At 69.3% G+C, this 20,387-nt stretch carries 19 protein-coding genes and 1 pseudogene; 7 read left to right on the forward strand and 13 right to left on the reverse strand.

Features of this window, described 5'->3' with window-relative positions; genetic code table 11:
• Positions 1-50 precede the first annotated feature (50 nt).
• Positions 51-557: a hypothetical protein gene (locus D7Y13_RS20010; RefSeq protein WP_120533130.1), complete on the reverse strand. Its 507-nt coding sequence runs from the start codon at positions 555-557 to the stop codon at positions 51-53.
• A gap of 344 nt (positions 558-901) precedes the next feature.
• On the opposite strand from D7Y13_RS20010, the gene D7Y13_RS20015 reads away from it, so the two are divergent.
• The gene (locus D7Y13_RS20015; RefSeq protein ID WP_147452468.1) at positions 902-1,171 is read left to right on the forward strand and encodes a hypothetical protein; all 270 of its coding nucleotides are present in this window, start codon (positions 902-904) and stop codon (positions 1,169-1,171) included.
• A gap of 21 nt (positions 1,172-1,192) precedes the next feature.
• Here the strand turns inward: D7Y13_RS20015 and D7Y13_RS20020 are convergent, their stop codons facing one another.
• The gene (locus D7Y13_RS20020) at positions 1,193-1,570 is read right to left on the reverse strand and encodes a response regulator (protein WP_120533128.1); all 378 of its coding nucleotides are present in this window, start codon (positions 1,568-1,570) and stop codon (positions 1,193-1,195) included.
• Positions 1,571-1,948: 378 nt separating this feature from the next.
• On the opposite strand from D7Y13_RS20020, the gene egtB reads away from it, so the two are divergent.
• Together egtB and egtD are read left to right on the forward strand one after the other, a co-directional pair.
• Positions 1,949-3,283 carry an ergothioneine biosynthesis protein EgtB gene (gene egtB / locus D7Y13_RS20025; RefSeq protein ID WP_120533127.1) on the forward strand — a complete coding sequence of 445 codons (1,335 nt, stop codon included), beginning with the start codon at positions 1,949-1,951 and terminating at the stop codon, positions 3,281-3,283.
• Positions 3,284-3,290: 7 nt separating this feature from the next.
• A complete protein-coding gene (gene egtD / locus D7Y13_RS20030) occupies positions 3,291-4,313 on the forward strand; it encodes an L-histidine N(alpha)-methyltransferase (RefSeq protein WP_120533126.1) in 1,023 nt (340 codons plus the stop codon).
• 109 nt (positions 4,314-4,422) lie between these two features.
• Here the strand turns inward: egtD and D7Y13_RS20035 are convergent, their stop codons facing one another.
• From D7Y13_RS20035 to D7Y13_RS20065, 7 genes are all read right to left on the reverse strand, one after another.
• The gene (locus D7Y13_RS20035; RefSeq protein ID WP_120533125.1) at positions 4,423-4,611 is read right to left on the reverse strand and encodes a hypothetical protein; all 189 of its coding nucleotides are present in this window, start codon (positions 4,609-4,611) and stop codon (positions 4,423-4,425) included.
• Positions 4,612-4,914: 303 nt separating this feature from the next.
• Positions 4,915-5,364: a CoA-binding protein gene (locus tag D7Y13_RS20040; RefSeq protein ID WP_120583686.1), complete on the reverse strand. Its 450-nt coding sequence runs from the start codon at positions 5,362-5,364 to the stop codon at positions 4,915-4,917.
• A gap of 109 nt (positions 5,365-5,473) precedes the next feature.
• Positions 5,474-6,016, reverse strand: a complete 543-nt coding sequence (locus D7Y13_RS20045) for a hypothetical protein (protein ID WP_233595551.1) — start codon at positions 6,014-6,016, stop codon at positions 5,474-5,476.
• Positions 6,017-6,457: a bactofilin BacM gene (bacM, locus tag D7Y13_RS20050; RefSeq protein WP_120533124.1), complete on the reverse strand. Its 441-nt coding sequence runs from the start codon at positions 6,455-6,457 to the stop codon at positions 6,017-6,019.
• Between the two features lie 3 nt (positions 6,458-6,460).
• Entirely contained in the window at positions 6,461-7,351 is an 891-nt protein-coding gene (locus D7Y13_RS20055; RefSeq protein ID WP_120583688.1) for a ParB/RepB/Spo0J family partition protein, read from the reverse strand.
• Positions 7,352-7,458: 107 nt separating this feature from the next.
• A complete protein-coding gene (locus D7Y13_RS20060) occupies positions 7,459-8,250 on the reverse strand; it encodes a ParA family protein (RefSeq protein ID WP_120533133.1) in 792 nt (263 codons plus the stop codon).
• Positions 8,251-12,317: 4,067 nt separating this feature from the next.
• Positions 12,318-12,710: a VOC family protein gene (locus D7Y13_RS20065; protein ID WP_120533123.1), complete on the reverse strand. Its 393-nt coding sequence runs from the start codon at positions 12,708-12,710 to the stop codon at positions 12,318-12,320.
• A gap of 133 nt (positions 12,711-12,843) precedes the next feature.
• Between D7Y13_RS20065 and D7Y13_RS20070 the strand changes: the two genes are divergently transcribed.
• Together D7Y13_RS20070 and D7Y13_RS20075 are read left to right on the forward strand one after the other, a co-directional pair.
• A complete protein-coding gene (locus D7Y13_RS20070) occupies positions 12,844-13,794 on the forward strand; it encodes a hypothetical protein (protein ID WP_147444309.1) in 951 nt (316 codons plus the stop codon).
• A 92-nt stretch (positions 13,795-13,886) separates the two neighbouring features.
• Positions 13,887-14,840: an oxidoreductase gene (locus D7Y13_RS20075; RefSeq protein WP_120533121.1), complete on the forward strand. Its 954-nt coding sequence runs from the start codon at positions 13,887-13,889 to the stop codon at positions 14,838-14,840.
• On the opposite strand, the gene D7Y13_RS20080 is transcribed toward D7Y13_RS20075, so the two are convergent.
• Positions 14,830-15,189 carry an MmyB family transcriptional regulator gene (locus tag D7Y13_RS20080; RefSeq protein ID WP_233595580.1) on the reverse strand — a complete coding sequence of 120 codons (360 nt, stop codon included), beginning with the start codon at positions 15,187-15,189 and terminating at the stop codon, positions 14,830-14,832. The two genes, D7Y13_RS20075 and D7Y13_RS20080, sit on opposite strands and share 11 nt — an antisense overlap.
• Positions 15,190-15,290: 101 nt before the next feature.
• Here D7Y13_RS20080 and D7Y13_RS20085 point away from each other — a divergent pair, with 101 nt between their 5' ends.
• Positions 15,291-16,133, forward strand: coding sequence for a hypothetical protein (locus tag D7Y13_RS20085; protein ID WP_120583874.1), 843 nt, complete (start codon positions 15,291-15,293; stop codon positions 16,131-16,133).
• A complete protein-coding gene (locus D7Y13_RS20090) occupies positions 16,109-16,705 on the forward strand; it encodes a hypothetical protein (RefSeq protein ID WP_120583873.1) in 597 nt (198 codons plus the stop codon). The genes D7Y13_RS20085 and D7Y13_RS20090 overlap by 25 nt, the downstream gene beginning before the upstream one ends.
• Before the next feature lie 89 nt (positions 16,706-16,794).
• Here D7Y13_RS20090 and rsmG read toward each other — a convergent pair whose 3' ends face one another.
• The 3 genes and pseudogenes from rsmG to D7Y13_RS45765 form a co-directional block, all read right to left on the reverse strand.
• Entirely contained in the window at positions 16,795-17,448 is a 654-nt protein-coding gene (gene rsmG, locus D7Y13_RS20095; protein WP_120533117.1) for a 16S rRNA (guanine(527)-N(7))-methyltransferase RsmG, read from the reverse strand.
• A 76-nt stretch (positions 17,449-17,524) separates the two neighbouring features.
• Positions 17,525-19,372: a tRNA uridine-5-carboxymethylaminomethyl(34) synthesis enzyme MnmG gene (mnmG, locus tag D7Y13_RS20100; RefSeq protein ID WP_120583872.1), complete on the reverse strand. Its 1,848-nt coding sequence runs from the start codon at positions 19,370-19,372 to the stop codon at positions 17,525-17,527.
• 494 nt (positions 19,373-19,866) lie between these two features.
• Positions 19,867-20,387, reverse strand: a pseudogene (locus D7Y13_RS45765) (hypothetical protein); the annotation flags it as partial.

Consider the following 20,387-nt stretch of genomic DNA (forward strand, 5'->3'; position numbering starts at 1 on the left):
GGCCAGGTCCAACCGGCCACCCCACCCGGTCCCCCTCGCGGGACGCCCTGTCAGGGCGACGGTTCCACCAGCGGCGAGCGCCGGCGCTCCGCCGCCGTGAACAGCAAGGCCATGGGCAGTCCCATGAACACCGCGTGCCACACAATCTGGAGGAACTGCGGCGCATCCAGGAACCAGGGGAAGTAGCCGCGCGCCAACAGCTGGAAGTTCACCAGCCACACGAAGATGCCGAAGAGCATCCCCACCGCCGCCTGGAACTCCCAGCGGCCGCGCCCGTCCGTGGGCAGCATCGCGTCCAGCAATGTGTACATGAGCCCCCAGCCCGCGGAGATGGCCAGGTGCACCGCCAGCCCCACCGCCACCGCCAGGCCCGTGGACACCTGCGGCGTGAAGGCCGGCGTCCCCAGCACCACCGCCGCGCTCATCCGCACCGGCCGGAAGGCCCCGTCCCCCGCCGCCACCGACAGCACCGTCTCCGCCAACGCCAACATCAGGCCCGCGGCCATGCCGAAGAGCAGCCCGTTCCTCACCGACCAGGGGGTGGTCCGCCGTTCCATGGGTGTGCCTCCTCGAATGCGTGCGCGGGCCCGGTGGCCGGGCCTGGAGCTGGGAGAGCCCGCCGTCGGGCCCGTCCGTTCAACGCTGCGCACCCGCAGGGCAGGAGGCAGCCGCTGCGCACCGGATGCCCGCCGCACCGAAGCCCGGTCGTGCGGACGACCCCTGTCCACCCCCGTGCCTGGAATGCCCTCACCGGCGGTCATTTCTTCCCCTACGATTTCCAGCGGATCCGTAACTTCTTCAGTCCGCCCGGTGGCAGGCGGGCTCGAAAGTGCCCGGAATTCCCGGTGATGTTGGCAGGCACGCGGTTCGCAAGGACGGTCTCCGCCAAGGAAACCGATCCGTGTCCCAGTCCTCCGCCAGAAATCGCCTGCTCCTTCCGTACCGCGTCCACTACGCGCCGCCTGCCTGGCGGGAAGTGGGTCGCATGTCCGCGGAAGCGTTCGAGGCCCTCCAGGACACCCTGGCCCGGCTGGCGGAGCGGTCCCGGAACCAGGACTCGGTCGCGGGGCCCGCGCGGTACCAGGTGGAAGGCCACGGCCTGGAGCTGCTCTACGAGCGCGACCCGCGCGCCAGCACGCTCACGCTGCTCGCCGTGACGCGCGTGGGCTGAAGAGGGCAGCGCCCTGCCGCTTCAGGGCCTCCGCACGGCCAGCCGTCCCACGCTGGCCAGCAGCTCGTCCGGGATGATGGGCTTGCGCAACAGGCCCTGCGTGTCCGGCGGCGGCTCGGAGTCCACGGCGGTGAGCACCAGCACCGGCACGTCCCGCAGCCTCGGCCAGTCCGAGCGCAGGTTCAGCAGGAACCCCGCCCCGTCCAGCACCGGCATCCTCAGGTCCAGCAGGATGAGGCACGGCGCCCGCAGGTGGACCAGCTCATCCAGGGCCTCACGCCCGTTGGCGGCCACCGCCACCTCGTACCCCTCCCCCTCCAGGATTTCAGCGATGGCGGCGCGGACGTCGTCATCGTCCTCCACCACCAGCACCGGCCTGCTCACCTCGGAATGGGCCATGGATACAGCATAAGGACCCCCTCCCCCACGCAGGCATGTCATTCCGGAAATCCCCGACAACTGGTGGACACATGCCAGCCCTGGAGGGTCCCCCTCTTGGGGGCGGGGCGTCCGCTCCACGTCTGGCGCCTGCGCCGTCACCGGTCGTTGCCTCAGCCACCCACCCGCCGGGTCACGCTTGCCCGAGCCATCTATTTTGAGCAAAAAGCATCAGTCGGGTTCACAGGACCCCGACAGGGGGTCCCTGGCGGGTTAGGACTCCGGGTCATGACGGAGGGGAAGCAGGCTCGCAAACGTGTGGTCCCTCACGCGACCCTCGCGCCAGGGGGGCCTGGGGGGTTAGCGAGGCCCGGCGCCCCTTCCTACCTTGGGCCGACCATGTCGATGAGGGCCACGATGCAGGAGCGGATGCCCCTGGGGGAAGCGACGGCCTGGAAGGCCCGGGCCCTGCGGGAGCTGGAGGCGGGGCGCGCGCGCCTGCAGGCGATGCTGGCGCCCGTGCCGGAGGTGGAGCTGATGCGGCAGCACTCGCCGCTCATGTCTCCGCTGGTCTGGGACGTGGCCCACGTGGCCAACTACGAGGAGCAGTGGCTCTTGCGCGCCCTGGGCGCCCCGGCCTTCACGGATCCGGCGTTCGACGCCATCTACGACGCCTTCCGCCACCCCCGGAGCACCCGCTCCACGCTGCCCCTGCTGGAGCCGGAGGCCGCCTGGGCCTACGCCACCCGCGTGCGCGAGGCGGTGCGCGCGCACCTGGAAGCGCTGCCGGAGGAGGGCGCGGATCCGCTGCTCGCCGGGGGCTACGTCTTCGGCATGGTGGCGCAGCACGAACAGCAGCACGCGGAGACGCTGGCCGCCACGCTGCAACTGATGACCCACGGCGAGTACAACCCGGTGGAGCCGCCGCGTCACCAGCCCGGCGCGGTGCCCCAGCACGAGGTCCTCATCCCCGGCGGCCCGGTGCACCTGGGCGGCACGGAGGCCTGGGCCTACGACAACGAGCGGCCCCGGCATGTCGTGGACGTGGCGCCCTTCCTCCTGGACGCGCACCCCGTCACCACGGGGGACTACCTCGTGTTCGTGGAGTCCGGCGGCTACGAGGATCCGCGGTGGTGGGACCCCAGGGGCTTCGCGTGGCTCCAGGCGGAGGGCATCCGCCACCCGCTCTTCTGGATGCCGCAGGGCCAGCACGTGTGGCTGCGGCGCCGCTTCAGCACGGTGGAGCCCCTGCCGAAGGACGAACCCGTCCAGCACGTGTCCTGGTACGAGGCGGACGCCTACGCGCGATGGGCCGGCAAGCGCCTGCCCACCGAGTCCGAGTGGGAGAAGGCCGCGCAGGGCAGTGACGGCGTGGCGCGCGGCCATCCCTGGGGCAACGACGCGCCCACGGACGCGCATGCCAACCTGGGCGGGACGCGGTGGGGCCCGTCACCGGTGGGCAGCCATCCGCTGGGCCGCAGCGCGGACGGCGTCTTCGGGCTCGTGGGTGACGTGTGGGAATGGACCTCCAGCGACTTCCAGCCGTACGCGGGGTTCCGGGCCTTCCCCTACCGCGAGTACTCGGAGGTGTTCTTCGGGACCGAGTCGAAGGTGCTTCGGGGAGGCGCCTGGGCGAGCGCGCCGGTGGCGGTGCGCAACAGCTTCCGCAACTGGGACTTCCCCATCCGCCGGCAGATCTTCGCCGGCTTTCGCTGTGCACGGGACGTGAGGTGAGGAACGCATGAGGATGAGGACGGATCAGGGCGAGGCGCAGGTTCCGGGCACCGACGAAGCACCCGGCGTTCGCGTGGACGTGTACGTGAAGCAGGGGGACGCGCAGCGCGCGCTCCGCACCGAGGCGCTCCAGGGCCTGTGCCACGCGCCCAAGGAGCTGAGCCCCAAGTGGCTCTACGACGAGCGCGGCAGCCAGCTCTTCGACGACATCACCCGCCTGCCGGAGTACTACCCGACGCGCCGCGAGCGCGAAATCCTGCACGCGCACGCGGACGACATCGCCCGCCTGAGCGGCGCGGACACGCTGGTGGAGCTGGGCAGCGGCACCAGCGAGAAGACGCGCCTCCTCCTGGACGCCATGGACGCGGCCGGACAGCTCAAGCGCTTCGTGCCCTTCGACGTGAGCGAGGCGTTCCTGCGCAAGGCGGCGCAGGGTCTGGCGCGCGAGTACCCGGGCATCGCGGTGCATGCCGTCGTGGGGGACTTCGAGCAGCACCTGGGGCGCCTGCCGGGCGGCGGCCGGCGGCTCATCGCCTTCCTGGGCGGCACCATCGGCAACCTGAAGCCGGCGCAGCGCGCGCTGTTCCTGCGCGAGCTGTCCTCCGGGCTGCGGCCGGGGGACGGGCTCTTGCTGGGCACGGACCTCATCAAGGACCGCGAGCGCCTCTTCGCCGCCTACAACGACAGCGCGGGCGTGACGGCGGACTTCAACCGCAACGTGCTGCGCGTGCTCAACCGCGAGCTGAACGCGGACTTCGACCCGGAGGCCTTCGAACACCTGGCCCCGTTCGATGAGAAGAACAAGTGGATCGAGATGCGCCTCATCTCCCGCAAGGCCCAGTCCGTATGGCTGGGGGACCTGGAGCAGCGCGTGGACTTCGCCGAGGGCGAATGTCTGCGCACGGAGGTGAGCTGCAAGTTCTGTCGCGAGCAGGTGCAGGCGGAGCTGCGCGACGCGGGTCTGGACCTGGCCGCGTGGTGGACGGACGCGGACGGCGACTTCGCGCTGTCGCTGGCGATGAAGCGCTGAGGCGGGAGGTCCTGCCCGGCAGGGGCGGCCCGGCGCGCTGGGGAAGGCGCCGGGCACGGGCCCGAAGAAGGCACCGGGCGACGAGGGCCCGGGAGGCTACGGGGTGCGACTAACGGCGGCGCGGCGGGTTGCGACGCACGGGCACGGGCACCGGAGCCGGCTGCGCCGGACGGGTCCACGCGGCCCACAGTGCCGCCGCCGCGGTGATGACCAGGCCTCCCGCTGCTGCAAGCTGCTCACCCAGGGCGCCGATCTCCACGACGGCCAGGGGGAGGGGAAGCATCTCGGTGAGCGTCATGCGCGGACTCCTTACGAGGGGCACAGCGTGAGGACCTGATGCGGGCCGCGACGGGCGCTCGACGCAGATCGGGAAGCTAAGGTTAGGAAGTCGGAAGGCTTTCGGGAAGTCCCGGGGACACGTGGTGACGGCGCGTGGACGGGATTGCACCTCGGGTCGGCCCCAAAGTCCATCCCCGCCCAGTCCCAGCTTCGAGAAACCATCACCCGCTTCACGTAATGGGGACACGCGGGCCGCGCAGAACGTTCCTGCACGGTCGCTTTCTCCCGCCTGCTCTACCTCCACGCGGCGTCCGGACCCGGCCTACCCGTGCGGATGATGCGTCTTCCACTCCACCATCATGCAGTGGTCCTGCACCACCTGGATGCCAGCCTTGGCCAGGCGCTCCGCCGCGGCGTCGTTGCGGATGCCCTTCTGGAACCACACCGCCCGGGGCTTCTTCGCCAGCAGGTCGTCCACGTGCGCGTTGATGTCCTCCGGGCGCAGGAACACGTCCACCACGTCCACCTCGCCGGGTACGTCCTTCACCGACGTGGACACGGGCTCGCCCAGGATGGTGCCTCCCTGCTCGTGGTGCGTGGGGACGGGCAGCACCGTGAGGCCATGGTCCTTGAGGAACTTCGGGATGGCGTGCGCGGGCTTGGTCGGGTGGGTGTCCGGCCGGATGCCCAGGACCGCGACGCGCTTGGTGCTGCCCAGCAGCGCTCCAATGCCCGTCGGGTCTTCGATGAGGTTCTTGCGCCAGTCGTCCATGGGCTGCTCCTTGAGGGGAAGGAGCACATCGAACGAGGCGAAGGAGTCCGCGCACAACCCGGGGTCGGGCGTCGCGGGCCCCAACCGTCCTGCGCAGGACGTCTGGGTTTCAGCGGGGCGCGGCCTGGACCTGGATGGTGCGGCAGGCCTCGGTGGCCAGACGCACCTCCTCGGTGGAGGCACCGGGGAGGCTGGCGCAGAGGAACAGGTCCTCCCCCACGCGCCGGGCGCCGAAGAACGCGGGCGCTTCCGGGCCCACCCCTCCGTCCGGCAGCGCCGGGGCCAGGGTGACGCGCAGCAGGGAGAAGGACTCCTTGTCCTCTTCCTGGTCCAGCGACAGCGTGAAGTGCTTCATCTGCTCGCGAACGGTGTCCGCCAGCTTCTCCGAGGAGGGCATCTGTTCGCCCTGCCCCGGCTTCAGGTCCACGCGCAGCGCCGGGCGGCCGGGAGGGCCCGCCTGGAAGCTGCCATCGGTGGCCACCTGCGCGGACCATCCCGGCGGCAGCGGCACCTTCACGCCGGAACGCAGACCCGCGTCCTCCGTGAGGCTCCCGGAGGACGGCGTTTCGTCCTGGCAGCCCCGGCATCCCGCGAAGAGCGCGAGGGTCACGAAGCCTACGACCCTCCGCGCGCTGGACGGGAAGACGGACACCTACTTCTTCTCGCCCATGGGCGGCGGGCCACCCTTGCCGATGTTCTCCATCTTCACCGCGCCCTCCAGGATGGCGCCGCGATCCATGGTGAACGACGGCGTCTCCAGGTTGCCCTTCATGCGGCCCGGCTGCTTCAGCTCGATGAGCTGCGCGGCGCGCACGTTGCCTTCCACGGTGCCGTTGATGATGACGGTGCCGGCCGTGATCTCCGCCTGCACGCGGGCGCCGTCACCAATGACGAGCACGTCCTTGGTGATGATCTGCCCGTTGAACTTCCCGTCGATTCGAACCTGACCCTCGAAGGTGAGCTTCCCCTCGAACTCGCTTCCCTTACCCAGAAGCGTGTGAACCTCACCCGGACGCGTCGACACGTGATCCTCCTCCCGTTTGAACAGGGGCTTGCTGGGTGCTTCGTCTTTCTTTCCGCCAAGGAGCGCCACGCCCTACTCCTTCCTCAGAAGCTTCAACAGCCTGTCCAGGTCATCGTAGGAGAAGAAGTCCACTTCAAGGGTGCCTTTTCCTGGGCTTTTCTCCGACAAGCGCACCTTTGTCCCCAACCGACGTTGCAGCTCTTCGGTCAGGGCCTTCACCTGCGGGCTCACCTTGGGCGCGGGCTTCCCCGTGTCCTTCGACTTCGCGGACCGGCCCTGCTGCACCAGCCGCTCCGTGTCGCGCACGGACAGCTTCTTCTCCGTCACCTGGCGCGCCAGGTTCTGCAGCTCCGGCAGGCGCGGCACGCCGAGCAGCGCGCGAGCGTGGCCCATGCTGAGCGACCCGTCCGCGACCATCTCCTTCACGTCCGCGGGCAGCGCCAGCAGGCGCAGCGCGTTCGCGACGGTGGAGCGCTCCTTGCCCACCTTCTGGGCCACCTGCTCCTGCGTGAGCTTGAACTCGTCCACCAGGCGCTTGTACCCATCCGCCTCTTCGATGGGGTTCAGGTCCGAGCGCTGGAGGTTCTCCACCAGCGCGAGTTCGAAGGCCTGCGCCTCCGTGACCTCGCGCACGATGGCGGGGATCTCCTTGAGGCCGGCGGCCTGGGACGCACGCCAGCGGCGCTCGCCGGCGATGATCTTGTAACCGTCCCCATCCTTGCGCACGAGGATGGGCTGCAGGATGCCCTGCGCCTTGATGGACTCGGTGAGCTCGTGGAGCTTCGCCTCGTCGAAGTGGCGGCGGGGCTGGAGGTTGTCGCGGTGGATGGCCTCGATGGCCAGCTTCAGCACCCCGGCCTTCGAAGGAGGCACGGGCGCCGGAGCGGCGGGGGCGGCCTGGGGGATGAGTGCGGAGAGGCCCCGGCCCAGGGCGCGCTTCTGGGTGTCTGCGGTCTTCTGCACGGTGTTCAGCAACTCCCGCGCTGGCGTGGTGCCGGCGCATCGGGCCATCGGTGTACCCGGCGAACCGGGGCAGGCGTCAGCCCATTCGCATCAAAGGCGGAGGGCGTTCAGGCGACCCGGCGCTTGGACGGCCGGGGGTTCTCCCGGCGCATCAGCTCCCGGCCGAGCGCCAGGTAGCTCTCGCAGCCCTTCGACTTGATGTCATAGAGGATGATGGGCTTGCCGAAGGACGGGCACTCGGACAGGCGCACGTTGCGCGGGACGACGGCCTGGAAGACCTGGTCCTTGAAGTAGCCGCGCACCTCATCCACGACCTGATGGGCGATGTTCGCCCGGGCGTCGAACATGGTGAGCAGGATGCCCTCCATCTTCAGCGCGGGGTTCAGGCCCTGCTTCACCAGGTCGATGGTGTGCGTGAGCTGGGACAGGCCTTCCAGCGCGTAGTACTCGCACTGGAGCGGGATGAGGACGGAGTCCGCGGTGACGAGCGCGTTGAGGGTGAGCAGGCCCAGCGAGGGCGGACAGTCGATGATGATGTAGTCGTACTTGTCCTTGAGCGGCAGCAGGGCTTCGCGCAGGCGGAACTCGCGCCGCTCCTGGTTGACGAGTTCGACTTCCGCGCCGGTGAGGTCGGGCGTGGCGGGGATGACCTGGAGGAATCTCAGCTCGGTGGGGTGGATGAGCTCCGAAGCGGGGCGGCCGCCGAGGAGCGCGTCGTAGACGGTGCCGTGGAGGGCGTCGCGCTTGAGGCCCAGGCCGCTGCCGGCGTTGCCCTGGGGGTCCATGTCCACCAGCAGGGTGCGGCGCTCGGCGGACGCGAGACTCGCCGCGAGGTTGATGGCGGTGGTGGTCTTGCCCACCCCGCCCTTCTGGTTGGAGATGCAGATGATACGACCCACGTGGCCCATCCTCTCTCGCCCCGGGTTCACCGGAGCCCCGCCCGGAACCGCGCGGACGTGCGCGCGAATTCGGGCCTGATCAGGCAGCTAGCACGGGGATCTTGGACGGATCAAATTAGTGTCCGTGAAGAGCCGAAGCCCCTGCCAGGCCTCTTGCTCGGGGTGTGCGAGGGCCAGCGGAACGGGCCTCGCGTGGGCTGGAATTCACGCGGTGGAGCGGTCGTATGGCTGCCTGCCCGGCTGCTTCCCGCGAGGGTTCCGGGCCGGCCGGAAGGGTGGTTGGTTTTTTCGGGGGGTCGGCGGCGGGAAGTGCGCACGGCCGACTTCGCGCGGTTCACGACTCCGGGTTCATCACGCGATTTCGTGATGCGACCGTGAGCTCACGGTTCATGGGCTTCCGTGAATGCGGTGGGCATGGGCTGGTGACTCCGCGTTGGGGGACCGCCAGTCGGTCAGTGCCGTCGCTGGCGTTCGCGGTGAAGGTTCCGTGATTGCGACGGTCGTGGGCCGGCGGCCCGGCGGCGACTTCGCCATGTGTTCGTGGGCGTTCGAGGTGACGGTCTCCACAGTTGCGCTGGTCGTGAGCTCGTGACTTCGGAGGCTTCGCAGCGGACCTCATCGGGGCCTCGAAGTTCGTGGGCCGGTGGCTTCACGAATGGCTTCGCGATGAGACCGTGCGAGTTCGCGGCGGAGCTCCCCAAGCTGACGCTGCGCATGAGTCCAAGGCTTCGCGGGCACCTTCGCCAATCGAGCCAGCCGCCGAGGACTCCGTGGCGCGCGTGGGGCGCCCTGTCCCCATGCGCAAACCCTTCCCGTGGAGCCGGACAGCGGGTCGCTCCGGGTTCCATCCACCTTGGGTTTCAACTCCGGCGAGTTTGGCGAGAAGAGCGCGGAGGGACGTGCCGGGCGGCGCCTTGGGAAACCTGTCCGACTGTCGGACAGGTTTGGACGCCTCGTCAGCGGAGGGGGCTTCCAGCCCGAGCCGCCCCCACTGGCTTTCGCTGACAAAACCGCGGAGCGGTGCGCCAGGGAGCTGACTGCGTCACATGCCCAGGCCGCCTCCGCATCCACCGCTGGACGGGTGGGCGGTGCGTCTCCGGAGCCTCCATGAGGACTTGCGCCCCAAGCCCCCCGCTTCGTGCGAGATGCGCGGTCATGGGCTTTCGCGGAGGCATTCTTCGGAGCCTCCGTTGTCCTGGGCCGATGACTTCGCGTTCAGCCGTTCGGGATGCAGTGAGGCATCAGCACGGCGGATCGACGACCTCACATCGGATGCTCCCATCTGAGCGCATCGTGGGTTCCTCCGCGCGTGTCCGCGCTTCTTCATCCAGGGCCGCGCGGAGGCGGTGTGAACAAGGGCCTGGCGAAATGCCCGGGGCCGCACGCCAGTCCGGTTCGTGACCGCTGAACCGTCAACGCGGGTGCGCTGGATCCGGCAGGCCGGGCCCCAGGTAGACCAAGCGAAGTTCCATGTGTGGTGAGCGCCGAAGCCCATCCAAGGTTTCGCGCGCGATGCCGCACGCGCTCCTGACTCATGCATGAGTCAGCGCGTCCGTTCCGACGTTCCACGTGGAACAGCCTTGGGCCAGGCCACCCGGTCACCGTTGGGTCCCAGGGTTTCGAAGTCGAGTCCCCCGGTCCGTCGCGTGTCCAAGAACACGAACCGCCGCGATTCCTGCGTGAACCCATGCGCAAAGAAGAGGTCACGTGCGCACGTTCGCGAATCGGTCCGGAAGCGACACGTGATGCACCCGGCATCGCAGATGCGCGGTGACGCCACGCCCCATGGCCCTCGCCTCCGCCACGGCTTCTGATGCGCAGCGGTCGTCCCTGAATCTCTTCATGCGTGTGAGCACCGCCCGAGCCCAGGCCACCCACGAGTGTCCATGTTCCACGTGGAACAACAACGGTCGGAACCTCGACCGTCCACGCACCTGTTCGCATGAACGGATCTCGGTTGCATCGAAGCGACACGTCACCAGATGCGGGGTCCATCAGATGCTGAGCCCATCGCATCCAGTGCCCGCTTCAACCCAGCGGTGTCGATGCGCAGGCGCGACCTGAAGAGCAGCACGACGTTCCACGTGGAACACGACCGCCACCGCCTTCAAAGCCGTGCACGCGTGCGCATCCCCCGGAGATGTGACGACGGCTCCAGCACCCCGTGCGCGCGAACATGCCCATGCGAAGTGGGGCGGCTTCGCGAAAGGACGTTCCACGTGGAACACGTCCTCCACCGCGAAGCCTCACGCCGCATCAGGAAGTGCTTTCGAACAAGGACCCGGGATGGAGGCAGGGGAAGGAGCAGCCATCCCAGCGCCTCCTTTCACGCGCTCATTCAGCGCTCAGGAGCCGCGCGCCACCACCATGCCTCACGCGGATCCGGAGGTTCCAACGCATGCGGTTCACAGGCGTGCTTCAGGTGCGCACGCGTTCGATTCAGGTCCTGTCATCCGGCCGCATCCGGTGTGTCTTCGCGTATCGCTGCCAGCTCACGGCCAGGCCCTTCGCGGGTGCCTGAACCACCAGCCCAGGATGGAGCACGAGCGGCCAGGAGAGCCCCCTCTTGTGCGTGTTCCACGTGGAACACGCCTCGCTCTTACGTCCGCTCAATCGATGCCTGGTGGATCCCACCGGAGTCATTCCCAGGGCGCGGTTCGCCGCGTGCAGACCCGGTTGAAGAACCGATTGAAGACCGCAAGCGCCCCTGGGCGCGGAGCACCGCAGTTCACTTCTCCGTCTTTCCTGGCTGCCCCCCAACCGTGTTCCACGTGGAACACCGAAGTACCTTTCGTGAAGCGGCCACCTTTCACCGAGCAGGACGCGCGGTGCTCGGCACATCGTCGAAGCCCATCGCCAATGCCCGTGTTCCGCATGCCTCGATGCCCGACAGGACGAATGCTTTCGCGTGAAGACCCGCGCCAGTCGAAGTCTTCGTAAGCCCCCACGGCGCTCGACCGGATCCCACAGCAGCTGCGCATACGCGCCCAAGAATGGTGCGGCACGGACCACGCTCGACGCCCGGCTTTGAGTCCTCCACCTCGGCATGGGCAGGACAACCGTCACACGCTTTCACCCGGACCCTCCGAACCACCGTGGGCCAGCGTGTTCCACGTGGAACACGACCGCTGCCTGGATGGGCTTCGGTGTCGCGGTGACTTGGAATGCGACGCCCCCATCGCATCGGCATCCGGCCCTCACGCCGTACCGAAGACTGATGCTGGGGCGATGAGTCGAAGCGGGTGCGGTGAGCAACACGGTAGGGCCTGTGTCGAAGTGCGCGGCGCGTAACCCCGTCCCTTCCTCAAGGCCCACGCCTGCCAAAACCGGCCGAGCACGTTCCACGTGGAACACAGCCTCCATGAGAACCATGCGGTTCACCGTGCATCGCGCGGACACGCGACGCTTCGGAAGGCAGGGATCCCGTCACGCGGTTCGGAACCGGAAGCTCTGGCATCGACCTCCCGGTGTGCTTGCGCCCACGCGCGCTAGACACCTCACTGCACGACCCGCCCTTCCGCGCGCGGTCTCCTGACAGGAACGCTCAGGGAGGTTCGGCCCCGATGAACTGGCACCCGAAGCGGCATCAACTTCTGGAACCAGTTCCACCGCCAGAAGTGGCACCAGACGCGGCATCCGAATCGCGGCCCGCACGGCCCCTCACCCAGCATCTGCATCCACCCGAGTGTCCGTGGGCTCCACGCACCCGGACCGTCATGGACAAGAAGCGCGGGGCCAGACCTGTGCGGGAGCGACCCCTCATGCGGGTCCGCTGGCCGCCACCGTGTTCCACGTGGAACACGGCCCGTCGCCGTTTTCACCTGGTGAGGTCCTCGGGCCAGACCCGCGACGGAATCACCGGGATGGTTCGCGGACCGGCTCAGCGCTTCAGGTCCCGGCAAGGACCCGAACCCACGCGCAAAGGAGTCGCACGGACCCGGCGGTGACAGAGGTCAGGCGGAGCCTCTGCACTTCGCCCAAGGGACTGAACCAGCGCGGAGGTGACGCGGATTCGGGCCTCGCCGTTCATGCCCCCGAAAAAACCAACCCCCCTCCCCTGCCCCCCTTCAACGCGTCCAGGCCGCGCGCTGAAGCACGACGCGGTAGCCATCTGGATCCTCGAAGGTCCTTCCATGCGCGTCCCAGTACGGATTGCGCGAAGGCACCGCCGCGAAGCCCGCGGCCTCCATGCGCCGCACCCGGGCCGTCCATGCCTCGGGGTCCGGCACGTAGAACACCAGGAGGTGGTCCTCCGTTGGCGCGCGCGGCGCTTCGTGGCCGCGCTCCACCGTGAACTCCAGGTGGTAGGGCGCGCCCGGGTGTCCGAGCATCACGCCATCGAAACCCGCGTGGTCCTCGAACCCACCGAGCACCTCGAAGCCCAACCCGTCCCGGTAGAACCGCACCACCGCTTCCAGGTCCCTCGTCGGCCTCGCCACCCGCAGCTTCACCGTGTCCATCGTGTGCTCCTCGCGCCATCAACCCGACCGCGCACCGTTCGCATCATCACGGAGGTCACGACCGGGAGCATGGCCCCCCTGGCCTGACGAAACGCTGCGCGGAACACCGAAGCGCATTACCGGACTCGTAGCCATGCGCCTTCGCTCCCCAGGGTTCCCGTTGCTCTCCGTCCTCATGCTGCTCGGCGGTGGCCCGGCCCGGAGCGAAGGCGCTTCGCCCCCGGTCACGACCTTCAAGTTCGCCTGGCCCGTGCCTTCCCGCGTGGGCATCACCGAGCGCATCGACAGTGACCGCGAACACGCCTCGCTGAAGTACGACGGCGTGCTCACCGCGCGGAAACCCGGTTCCGGTTCCGAACTCCACTTCGAGAACCTTCAACAACTCGAACCCGCCGCGCACGGAACTCCCGACACGAAGGCGCTGCTCGCCACCTTCACCAAGCCGGACCTCGTGCTCTCCGGGACCGGCGCCCTCACCGACCTCGCTGGACTGGAACCCGCGTTCGAGCGCGCCGTCACCGTGCTCGAAACGGATCCACGGGCTCGCGAAACCCAACGGGCCCGCTGGGACAGTCCCCTCTTCCAGACCGTGCTTCGGGACCGCGCGGAGCTGACGTGGACCGCCTGGGTGGGAACGTGGAACGGCGTGCGGCTGGCGCCCGGACAGGAGCAGACGAAGAACGTCGCCCTCCGTCATCCCAATGGACCGCTGGAGCAGCGCTCCACGCTCCGACACCGGGGCGCGGTCGCGGAAACGCCCGGCGCGGTGCGGTTGGAATGGGAGACGGCGCTGGACGGAGCCCCCTACCGGCAGGTCGTGGCTCGGACCCGGGAGCTGCGGTGCAGCGCGGCGCTGGCTCGCAATGCGTCCGACCCGTGCGCCGCGGAAGTGCTGGAGTCCGCGAGCAGCGTCACCACCGTGGAGCTGATCACCGACCCCGACACCCTGCGCCCGTTCTCCGTGCGCACCGTGCACACCGAAGCCTTCACGGTGAAGGGTCGGCCTCCCATCATCCAGCGCGAGCAGCGGACCTACGACTTCGACTGGAACCGGAAGGCGAAGCAGCGTCCGGGAAACCGCTGAGTCACGACGCGCTCCGCCTCATCCTGGTGGTGCGGGACATAGGATGAATTGACGCTCTTTTCGCGCGGGCCTCCAGCCGTCAGGTTGCGGCCATGACAACGAATCAGCAGCCCCTGAACTCTGGCTACGGCGCGCGGACGACGGCGCGCGAGGTGATGGGCGACCGCCGGCTCGATGGCGTCATCGCCGTGGTGACGGGCGGATACGCGGGCATCGGATTGGAGACCACGCGCGTGCTCTCCGCCGCCGGTGCGACGGTCATCGTCCCCGCGCGCACGCCCGACAAGGCCCGTGCGGCGCTCGCGGGCATGGAGCGCGTGGAGCTGGAGCAGCTGGACCTGGCGGATCCGGCTTCGATTGATGCCTTCGCCGGGCGCTTCGTGAAGTCCGGACGCCCCCTCCACATCCTCCTGAACAACGCCGGCATCATGGCGACGCCGCTCGTGCGGGATGCTCGTGGGTTCGAGTCCCAGCTCGCGACCAACCACCTGGGCCACTTCCAGCTCACGACGCGCCTGTGGCCCGCGCTGCGCAAGGCGAACGGCGCGCGCGTGGTCGCCCTGTCGTCGCGCGGCCACCGCAGGGCCGGGATGGACTTCGAGGATCCGAACTTCGAGCGGCGCCCCTACGACAAGTGGGTCGCGTACGGGCAGTCGAAGACGGCGAACATCCTGTTCGCGCTCGCGCTGGACGCTCGCGGGGAGGCGCACCGGGTGCGCGCGTTCTCCGTGCATCCCGGCGGGATCATCACCGACCTGATGCGGTCCATGTCGGAGGAGGAGAAGCGCGGCGCCATCGAGAACTCGAACAAGATCGCGCCGCTCAAGACCGTGGAACAGGGCGCGGCGACGAGCATCTGGTGCGCGACGAGTCCCCAGTTGGACGGCATGGGCGGGGTCTACTGCGATGACGTCGACATCGCCGAGGTCGTGGGCCCCGAATCCCCCATCCCCCGAGGCGTGATGCCGTGGGCGGTGGACAAGGCCCTGGCGGAACGGCTGTGGACGGCGAGCGAGGCGTGGACCGGCGCGCGCTTCACCGCGTAGCGCGCGGGAACAACTTCCGCGCTCGCTCCATGCTCTCCCCGGGCACGGGCGAATAGAGCGAGACGCGGAGCTCGTGACCGTCGGGTTCCAGGTGCGAGAGCGTGACGTGTTCGAATTCGATGGGGCCGATGCCGGGGTGGATGATCACCTTCAGGCCCTCGGAGAGTTCGACCACGTCGTGCTCGTCCCAGATGCGCGCGAACTCCGGACTGACGGCGGCCAGCGCGGTCACGAGCGCATCGAACTCCGAGCGGTCGGCGGCGCGCGCGGCATCGCGCCGGAAGCCCGCCACGGCCCGGCGCACATCAGGCGAACATCGGAGGCGGTGCCGCGCGCGTTTCGACCGCACGGATCCCTCCTGAAACTCCTGCGCTCCCGGGCTTCGTCCGAGAACTGCCTCCAGGGGATCCGCCGGAGCAAGGTCCGCCGCTACACTCACGCGGATCCACCATGCTCAAGGCAGACCTGCATAACAAGCTTGCGTCAGGGAACCTCACGCGGAAGGAGGACCTGCTCACCTCCAACGTGCTCGGCTCCCTGACCTATCTGCCCGCGACGGCGGCGCTGCTGCCGTGGCTTCGACAGGCACAACGACAGCACGGGCCGGACGGCATCCCCCTCGTGGGTAAGGACGTGATCGATGCGACGGTGAGTTTCTGGCCCCGAGCGGGTGCGCGGGAACCAGACGCGGTGCTCCTGCTCCACTCCCGCGACGGATCCACTGAACCCGTCGTCATCGAGTGCAAGTACCTGGAGACCTTGAGCCAGAAACCCTTTTCCACGGATCCGGAGGGCAGGACCCACGGAGATCAGCTCGTGGACTACTGGCGCGCACTGAACGAGGGCACCCTCCGCACGCGCGACGGCTCCTCGTGGGCCGGCAAGGGAAAGCGCCTGCTCTACATCACGCGGCAAGGCACCGCCCCAGAGCGTGAGTTGGAGCAGAGCTGGAACCGTCTCCTCGACTCAGAAAAAGCCGAAGCGTCCTTCTTCTGGTTGTCGTGGCGCGCGCTCCACCCGGTTCTCACGGAACTGGCGCCCCAACTGCCGAAGGGAGGCCCGCATCGCCTCGTCACGGACCTGGTGGCCTACCTGGAGCACAAGTCATTGCTCGGGTTCCGGGGCTTCTCGTCGCTCTCGCGTGTGATTCCCGTCCTGGGTGCTCCCCCAACCCTCCGCGAGCGCTGGTCACTTCACCCACCAGGATTCCTCGGGTCGCTTCCGGAACACGAACTTCGCCCTGCGCTGCTTCCTGAAAGGACCGACCGATGGAACCGACTCCTCCCGCGGTAGGCGCCGCCATCAAACAGGCCACGGACTTCATGCGAGAGGTCTATCGGGAGGTTTCCCGACTCTTCGAGGACGTGGACCGGGTCCTGAAGGATTCGAATTCGGGGTGGTGCTCCGCCAACTTCGACAACGTCTTCCTCCAGACGCAGTCCCTGGCGCTCGAAAACCTCGAGCATCGTTTGCCTCGCGCCGTGGGGCGCCTCTACGCGGCCGACTCCACCGTCGCCGTGCACCATGCCGCCGTCGAGGTGCATTTGAGCCCTCCCTCTGGCGCTTCAGAAGCATGGCTGGTCCTGGCAGTGGCCTCCTTCAAGTCGGCCTTGAGTCACGCCTCGGCCCAGGCCGAATACCGAAACTCCGACTTCGCGGGCCTGCTGTTGAAGTCGGGGACCGTCGCCGACGGAACGCTCCATGAGTTCACTCCTGCGGAGCATCCACGGGTGTTCCCCAACGCGGAGCACCTGCGCGTCGGGGCCTGGCCGCTCGCATCCATGAACAGCCGGGACCACCTCCGGAAAACCCTCGTCGAGACGCTCCTGAAGGCTGTTCCGGTGGACCACCCGCCCGCGAAGTAACAGACCGGCGCGCCGCGCACACAAGGTCGCGGAAACGAAGACGGCCCCGAAGCTCACGCTCCGGGGCCGCGCTGGACCGCTCCCCTCCCCTACCCCTTCGCGAACACCGCGACCTGTCGTTCAGCACCGGAGAACGGCAGCCGGTACGAACGGGCGGACACCACGCGCAGGTTCCGCTCCGCCGCGCGGGCCTGGAGCTCCGCGTCCGTCTGCGCCTTGCCGAGCATCGCCACCACGCGCCCGCCCTCCTCCACGTACGCGGGCGCCAGCGCGAGCCAGTCCGGCAGGTCCATGAACGCTCGCGCGATGAGCACCTGCGCGCGCGGAATCCCTTCCGTCTCCGGCTTGCCCTCCGCGCGCGCATGAAGTCCGCGCACGCCCGTCATGCCCAGGCTCGCCGCCGCCGCCTTGATGAACGCGACCTTCTTGCCCACCGCGTCCACCAGCGTCACGCCCAGCGTCGGCAACACCAGCTTCAGCGGCAGGCCCGGGAAGCCCGCGCCCGCGCCCAGGTCCAGCAGCGTCGTCGCGCCCGTCACCTCCGGCAGCACCGCCAGCGAGTCCAGGAAGTGCTTCTCCAGCACCTCCTCCGGCGCGGTGATGGCCGTCAGGTTCACCTTCGCGTTCCACTTCAAAAGCTCCGCCATCAGCCGCTGCAACCGGGGCCCCACGTCCTCGCCCACCGTCACGCCCAACGCACTGCATCCCGAGGCCAGCTGATCTGCGAACCGCGCGTTATCCACAACACCTCCACCGCGAACGGACCTTCAAGTCCCTGGAATTGCTCAGGGGACAGCCATCCCCAGAATTGCCCACACGTTATCCACAGCCCTGTTCCTGATCACGCCGCGCCCCGTTTCCCCGCTTGAGCGCGACCAGCAGCAACGACACCGCGGCCGGCGTCAGGCCCGGAATCCGGCGCGCCTGCCCCACCGTCCCGGGCCGGTGCGCCGACAACTTCTCCACCGCCTCCGACCCCAGCCCCCGCACGTCCGCGAACCGGAACGCCTCCGGAATCCGCCACCGGTCGGACGCCTCCGCCTCGCGCGCCGCCGCCCGTTCCGCCTGGGCGATATAGCCCTCGTACTTCACCTCGACCTCCACCTCCTCGGTGACGTCGGGGCCCAGCACAGGAAAGTCCTCGCGCCCTTCCGCGAGCTGCGCGTACGACACCTCCGGGCGCTTGAGCCGCAACCCCAGCCCCACGCGCTTGATCCGCGCCACCTCCTGCGTCACCGCGTGCGCCCGCGCCTCGGCCCGCTCCAGGGCCTCCTTCGGCAGCAGGCCCACCCGGTGGCCATGCTTCGCGAGGCGCAGGTCCGCGTTGCCTTCACGCAGCTTGAGCCGGTGTTCGGAGCGGCTGGTGAACATGCGGAACGGTTCGTCCACGCCCTTGGTCACCAGATCATCCACGAGCACCGCGCCGTGCGCCTCCTCCCGCCCGATGATCAGCGCCGGTTCACCCTTCACCTTGAGCGCCGCCTGGAGCCCCGCCCACAGGCCCTGGAACGCGGCCTCCTCGTAGCCGGAGGTGCCGTTGAGCTGCCCCGCGAAATACAGGCCCTGGACGGCCTTCGTCTCCAGCGTGGAGTGAAGCTGCGTGGGCGGTGCGAAGTCGTACTCCACCGCGTAGCCGTAGCGGATCACCTCCACGTGGGACAGGCCCGGGATGGTGCGCAGGAAGGCCAGTTGCACGTCCGCGGGCATGCTCGTGGACAGGCCCGCCGGGTACACCAGCGGCGACGTGGGGCCCTCCGGTTCCAGGAACACCTGGTGCCGTTCCCGGGCGGCGAAGCGCACCACCTTGTCCTCCAGCGACGGACAGTACCGGGGCCCCCGCCCCACGATGTCCCCCTGGAACAGCGGCGAGCGGTGCAGGTTGTCGCGCAAGAGCTGGTGCGTCGCCTGCGTCGTCGCGGTGAGGCCGCACATCACGGCGGGCTGACGCGGGAACGGCTGGCCCCGAGTGAGCTCCACCTGCGTGCGCCAGGAGAACGGCCGAACGTCGGTGTCCCCGGGCTGCGGTGTGACGGCGTCCCAGTCGATGCTGTCGCGGGACAGGCGCGCGGGCGTGCCCGTCTTGAAGCGGCCCAGGGTGAAGCCCAGGGCGTGCAGGGATTCGGAGAGGCCACGCGCGGCGTCGTCCCCCAGCCGGCCGCCCACCTCCTTCTGCTCGCCCACGTGCATGAGGGCGCGCAGGAATGTGCCGGTGGTGAGCAGCACCGCGCGGGCCAGGACCTGGGTGCCATCCCCCAGCACCACGCCCCTCACCTGCCCCGCCTCCGCGACGACGGAGGCCACCTCACCTTCGAGCACCGTGAGGTTCGGCTCGGAGAAAAGCACCGCCTGCATCCCGGCGGCGTAGGCGTCGCGGTCGCAGAGGACGCGGGTGGCCTGCACGGCGGGGCCCTTGGAGGGATTGAGCGTCTTGAAGTGCGTGCCCGCGAGGTCCGCCACGCGGCCCATCTGTCCGCCGAGCGCGTCCATCTCCCGCACCAGGTGGCCCTTCGCGGTGCCGCCCACTGCGGGGTTGCAGCTCATCACGGCGGCGCGGTCGCGCTTGAGCGTCACCCCCAGGGTGGACAGGCCCAGCCGGGCGCACGCGAGCGCCGCCTCGCAGCCGGCGTGGCCCAGGCCCACCACCACGATGTCGTATCGGAGTTGCATCGCGTCACGAGGGCCGCAAGGCACCAGGAAGCAGCGGCTCGCCGTGGGGTATCACGCCCGAGCGCGTCCGTGGCAAGCCGGGGTGCCTGGAAGGCCGTCCCCCTTCCCTGCCCGGCGGGTGCTCCCACCGGACACGGAAGCTGCGCGAGGCGGACGGTGGGAGGGGTTGCTACGCCGCCCGCCTCGCGCGCACCGGTCACTGGACCCATCCACGGGCGCGCCCGGAACACCGGTGGCGCCTGGCCCGTGGACCGCCAATGGCATCCATGGAACTTGCCCGCACGAGTCCCCCGGTCTCGTGCCTTCTCATGGCGTCGCACACACGGGGAGACGGGCCTGCCCGTGCGGTGAGGGCGCATGGGGTGTGGACTCGAACCTGCGAGGCCGGCCTTCTTCCCGTGTGCGCGACGGGGAAGGGTATAGCGGGGGGGTCTGACATCCGGGTTCCAGGCCTCCGCGTCCAGAGGCTTCCGGGCCGGAAACCGCCGCCCGCGTCAGCGCGTGGGCAGGGGGTTCGCCGTGGGGCAGTGCACGTTCTCCGGGCAGCGGCCCTCCGCCTTGGGGATGCACGCGCCGCAGCACTCCATCTCGTCCGGCTTGCACGCCGGCACGCAGGGGCCGCACTGCACCACGCCGCCGCAGCCGTCCTCCGCCGCGCCGCACCGCAGGCCCAGCGAGGAGCACGTCGCGCGCTGACAGACGCAGCGGTCGTCCACGCAGGACTCGTTGGGTTTGCACCCGGGCTTGCACGTGCTGGTGGGGGTGCCGGAGTCCTTCTTCGGCCCCGCGGGCACCGACGGCGCCACGCAGCGGCCGTTGGAGCAGGTGCCGGCCTCGCAGTCGCCACAGTCGATGAAGCCGCCACAGCCGTCCGGCGTCTGGCCACAGGAGACCATCGCCTGGGAACAGGTGGCCGGCGCGCAGCCGTCCGCCGCCACGTTGTCGCGCGACGCGCCCGGCGAGGCCCGCACCGCCTCACCCCGGCCCGACGAGCACGCCCCGAACAGCCCCACCA

Source organism: Corallococcus praedator (assembly GCF_003612125.1).
Taxonomy (GTDB): domain Bacteria; phylum Myxococcota; class Myxococcia; order Myxococcales; family Myxococcaceae; genus Corallococcus; species Corallococcus praedator.

Coding starts and splice junctions, on each gene's coding strand:
- D7Y13_RS20075 (WP_120533121.1), top strand. CDS start 13,887: ATGACAACGAATCAGCAGCCCCTGAACTCTGGCTACGGCGCGCGGACG.
- egtD (WP_120533126.1), top strand. CDS start 3,291: ATGAGGATGAGGACGGATCAGGGCGAGGCGCAGGTTCCGGGCACCGAC.
- D7Y13_RS20020 (WP_120533128.1), bottom strand. CDS start 1,570: ATGGCCCATTCCGAGGTGAGCAGGCCGGTGCTGGTGGTGGAGGACGAT.
- mnmG (WP_120583872.1), bottom strand. CDS start 19,372: ATGCAACTCCGATACGACATCGTGGTGGTGGGCCTGGGCCACGCCGGC.
- egtB (WP_120533127.1), top strand. CDS start 1,949: ATGTCGATGAGGGCCACGATGCAGGAGCGGATGCCCCTGGGGGAAGCG.
- D7Y13_RS20090 (WP_120583873.1), top strand. CDS start 16,109: ATGGAACCGACTCCTCCCGCGGTAGGCGCCGCCATCAAACAGGCCACG.
- D7Y13_RS20085 (WP_120583874.1), top strand. CDS start 15,291: ATGCTCAAGGCAGACCTGCATAACAAGCTTGCGTCAGGGAACCTCACG.
- D7Y13_RS20065 (WP_120533123.1), bottom strand. CDS start 12,710: ATGGACACGGTGAAGCTGCGGGTGGCGAGGCCGACGAGGGACCTGGAA.
- D7Y13_RS20035 (WP_120533125.1), bottom strand. CDS start 4,611: ATGACGCTCACCGAGATGCTTCCCCTCCCCCTGGCCGTCGTGGAGATC.
- D7Y13_RS20010 (WP_120533130.1), bottom strand. CDS start 557: ATGGAACGGCGGACCACCCCCTGGTCGGTGAGGAACGGGCTGCTCTTC.
- D7Y13_RS20040 (WP_120583686.1), bottom strand. CDS start 5,364: ATGGACGACTGGCGCAAGAACCTCATCGAAGACCCGACGGGCATTGGA.
- D7Y13_RS20070 (WP_147444309.1), top strand. CDS start 12,844: ATGCGCCTTCGCTCCCCAGGGTTCCCGTTGCTCTCCGTCCTCATGCTG.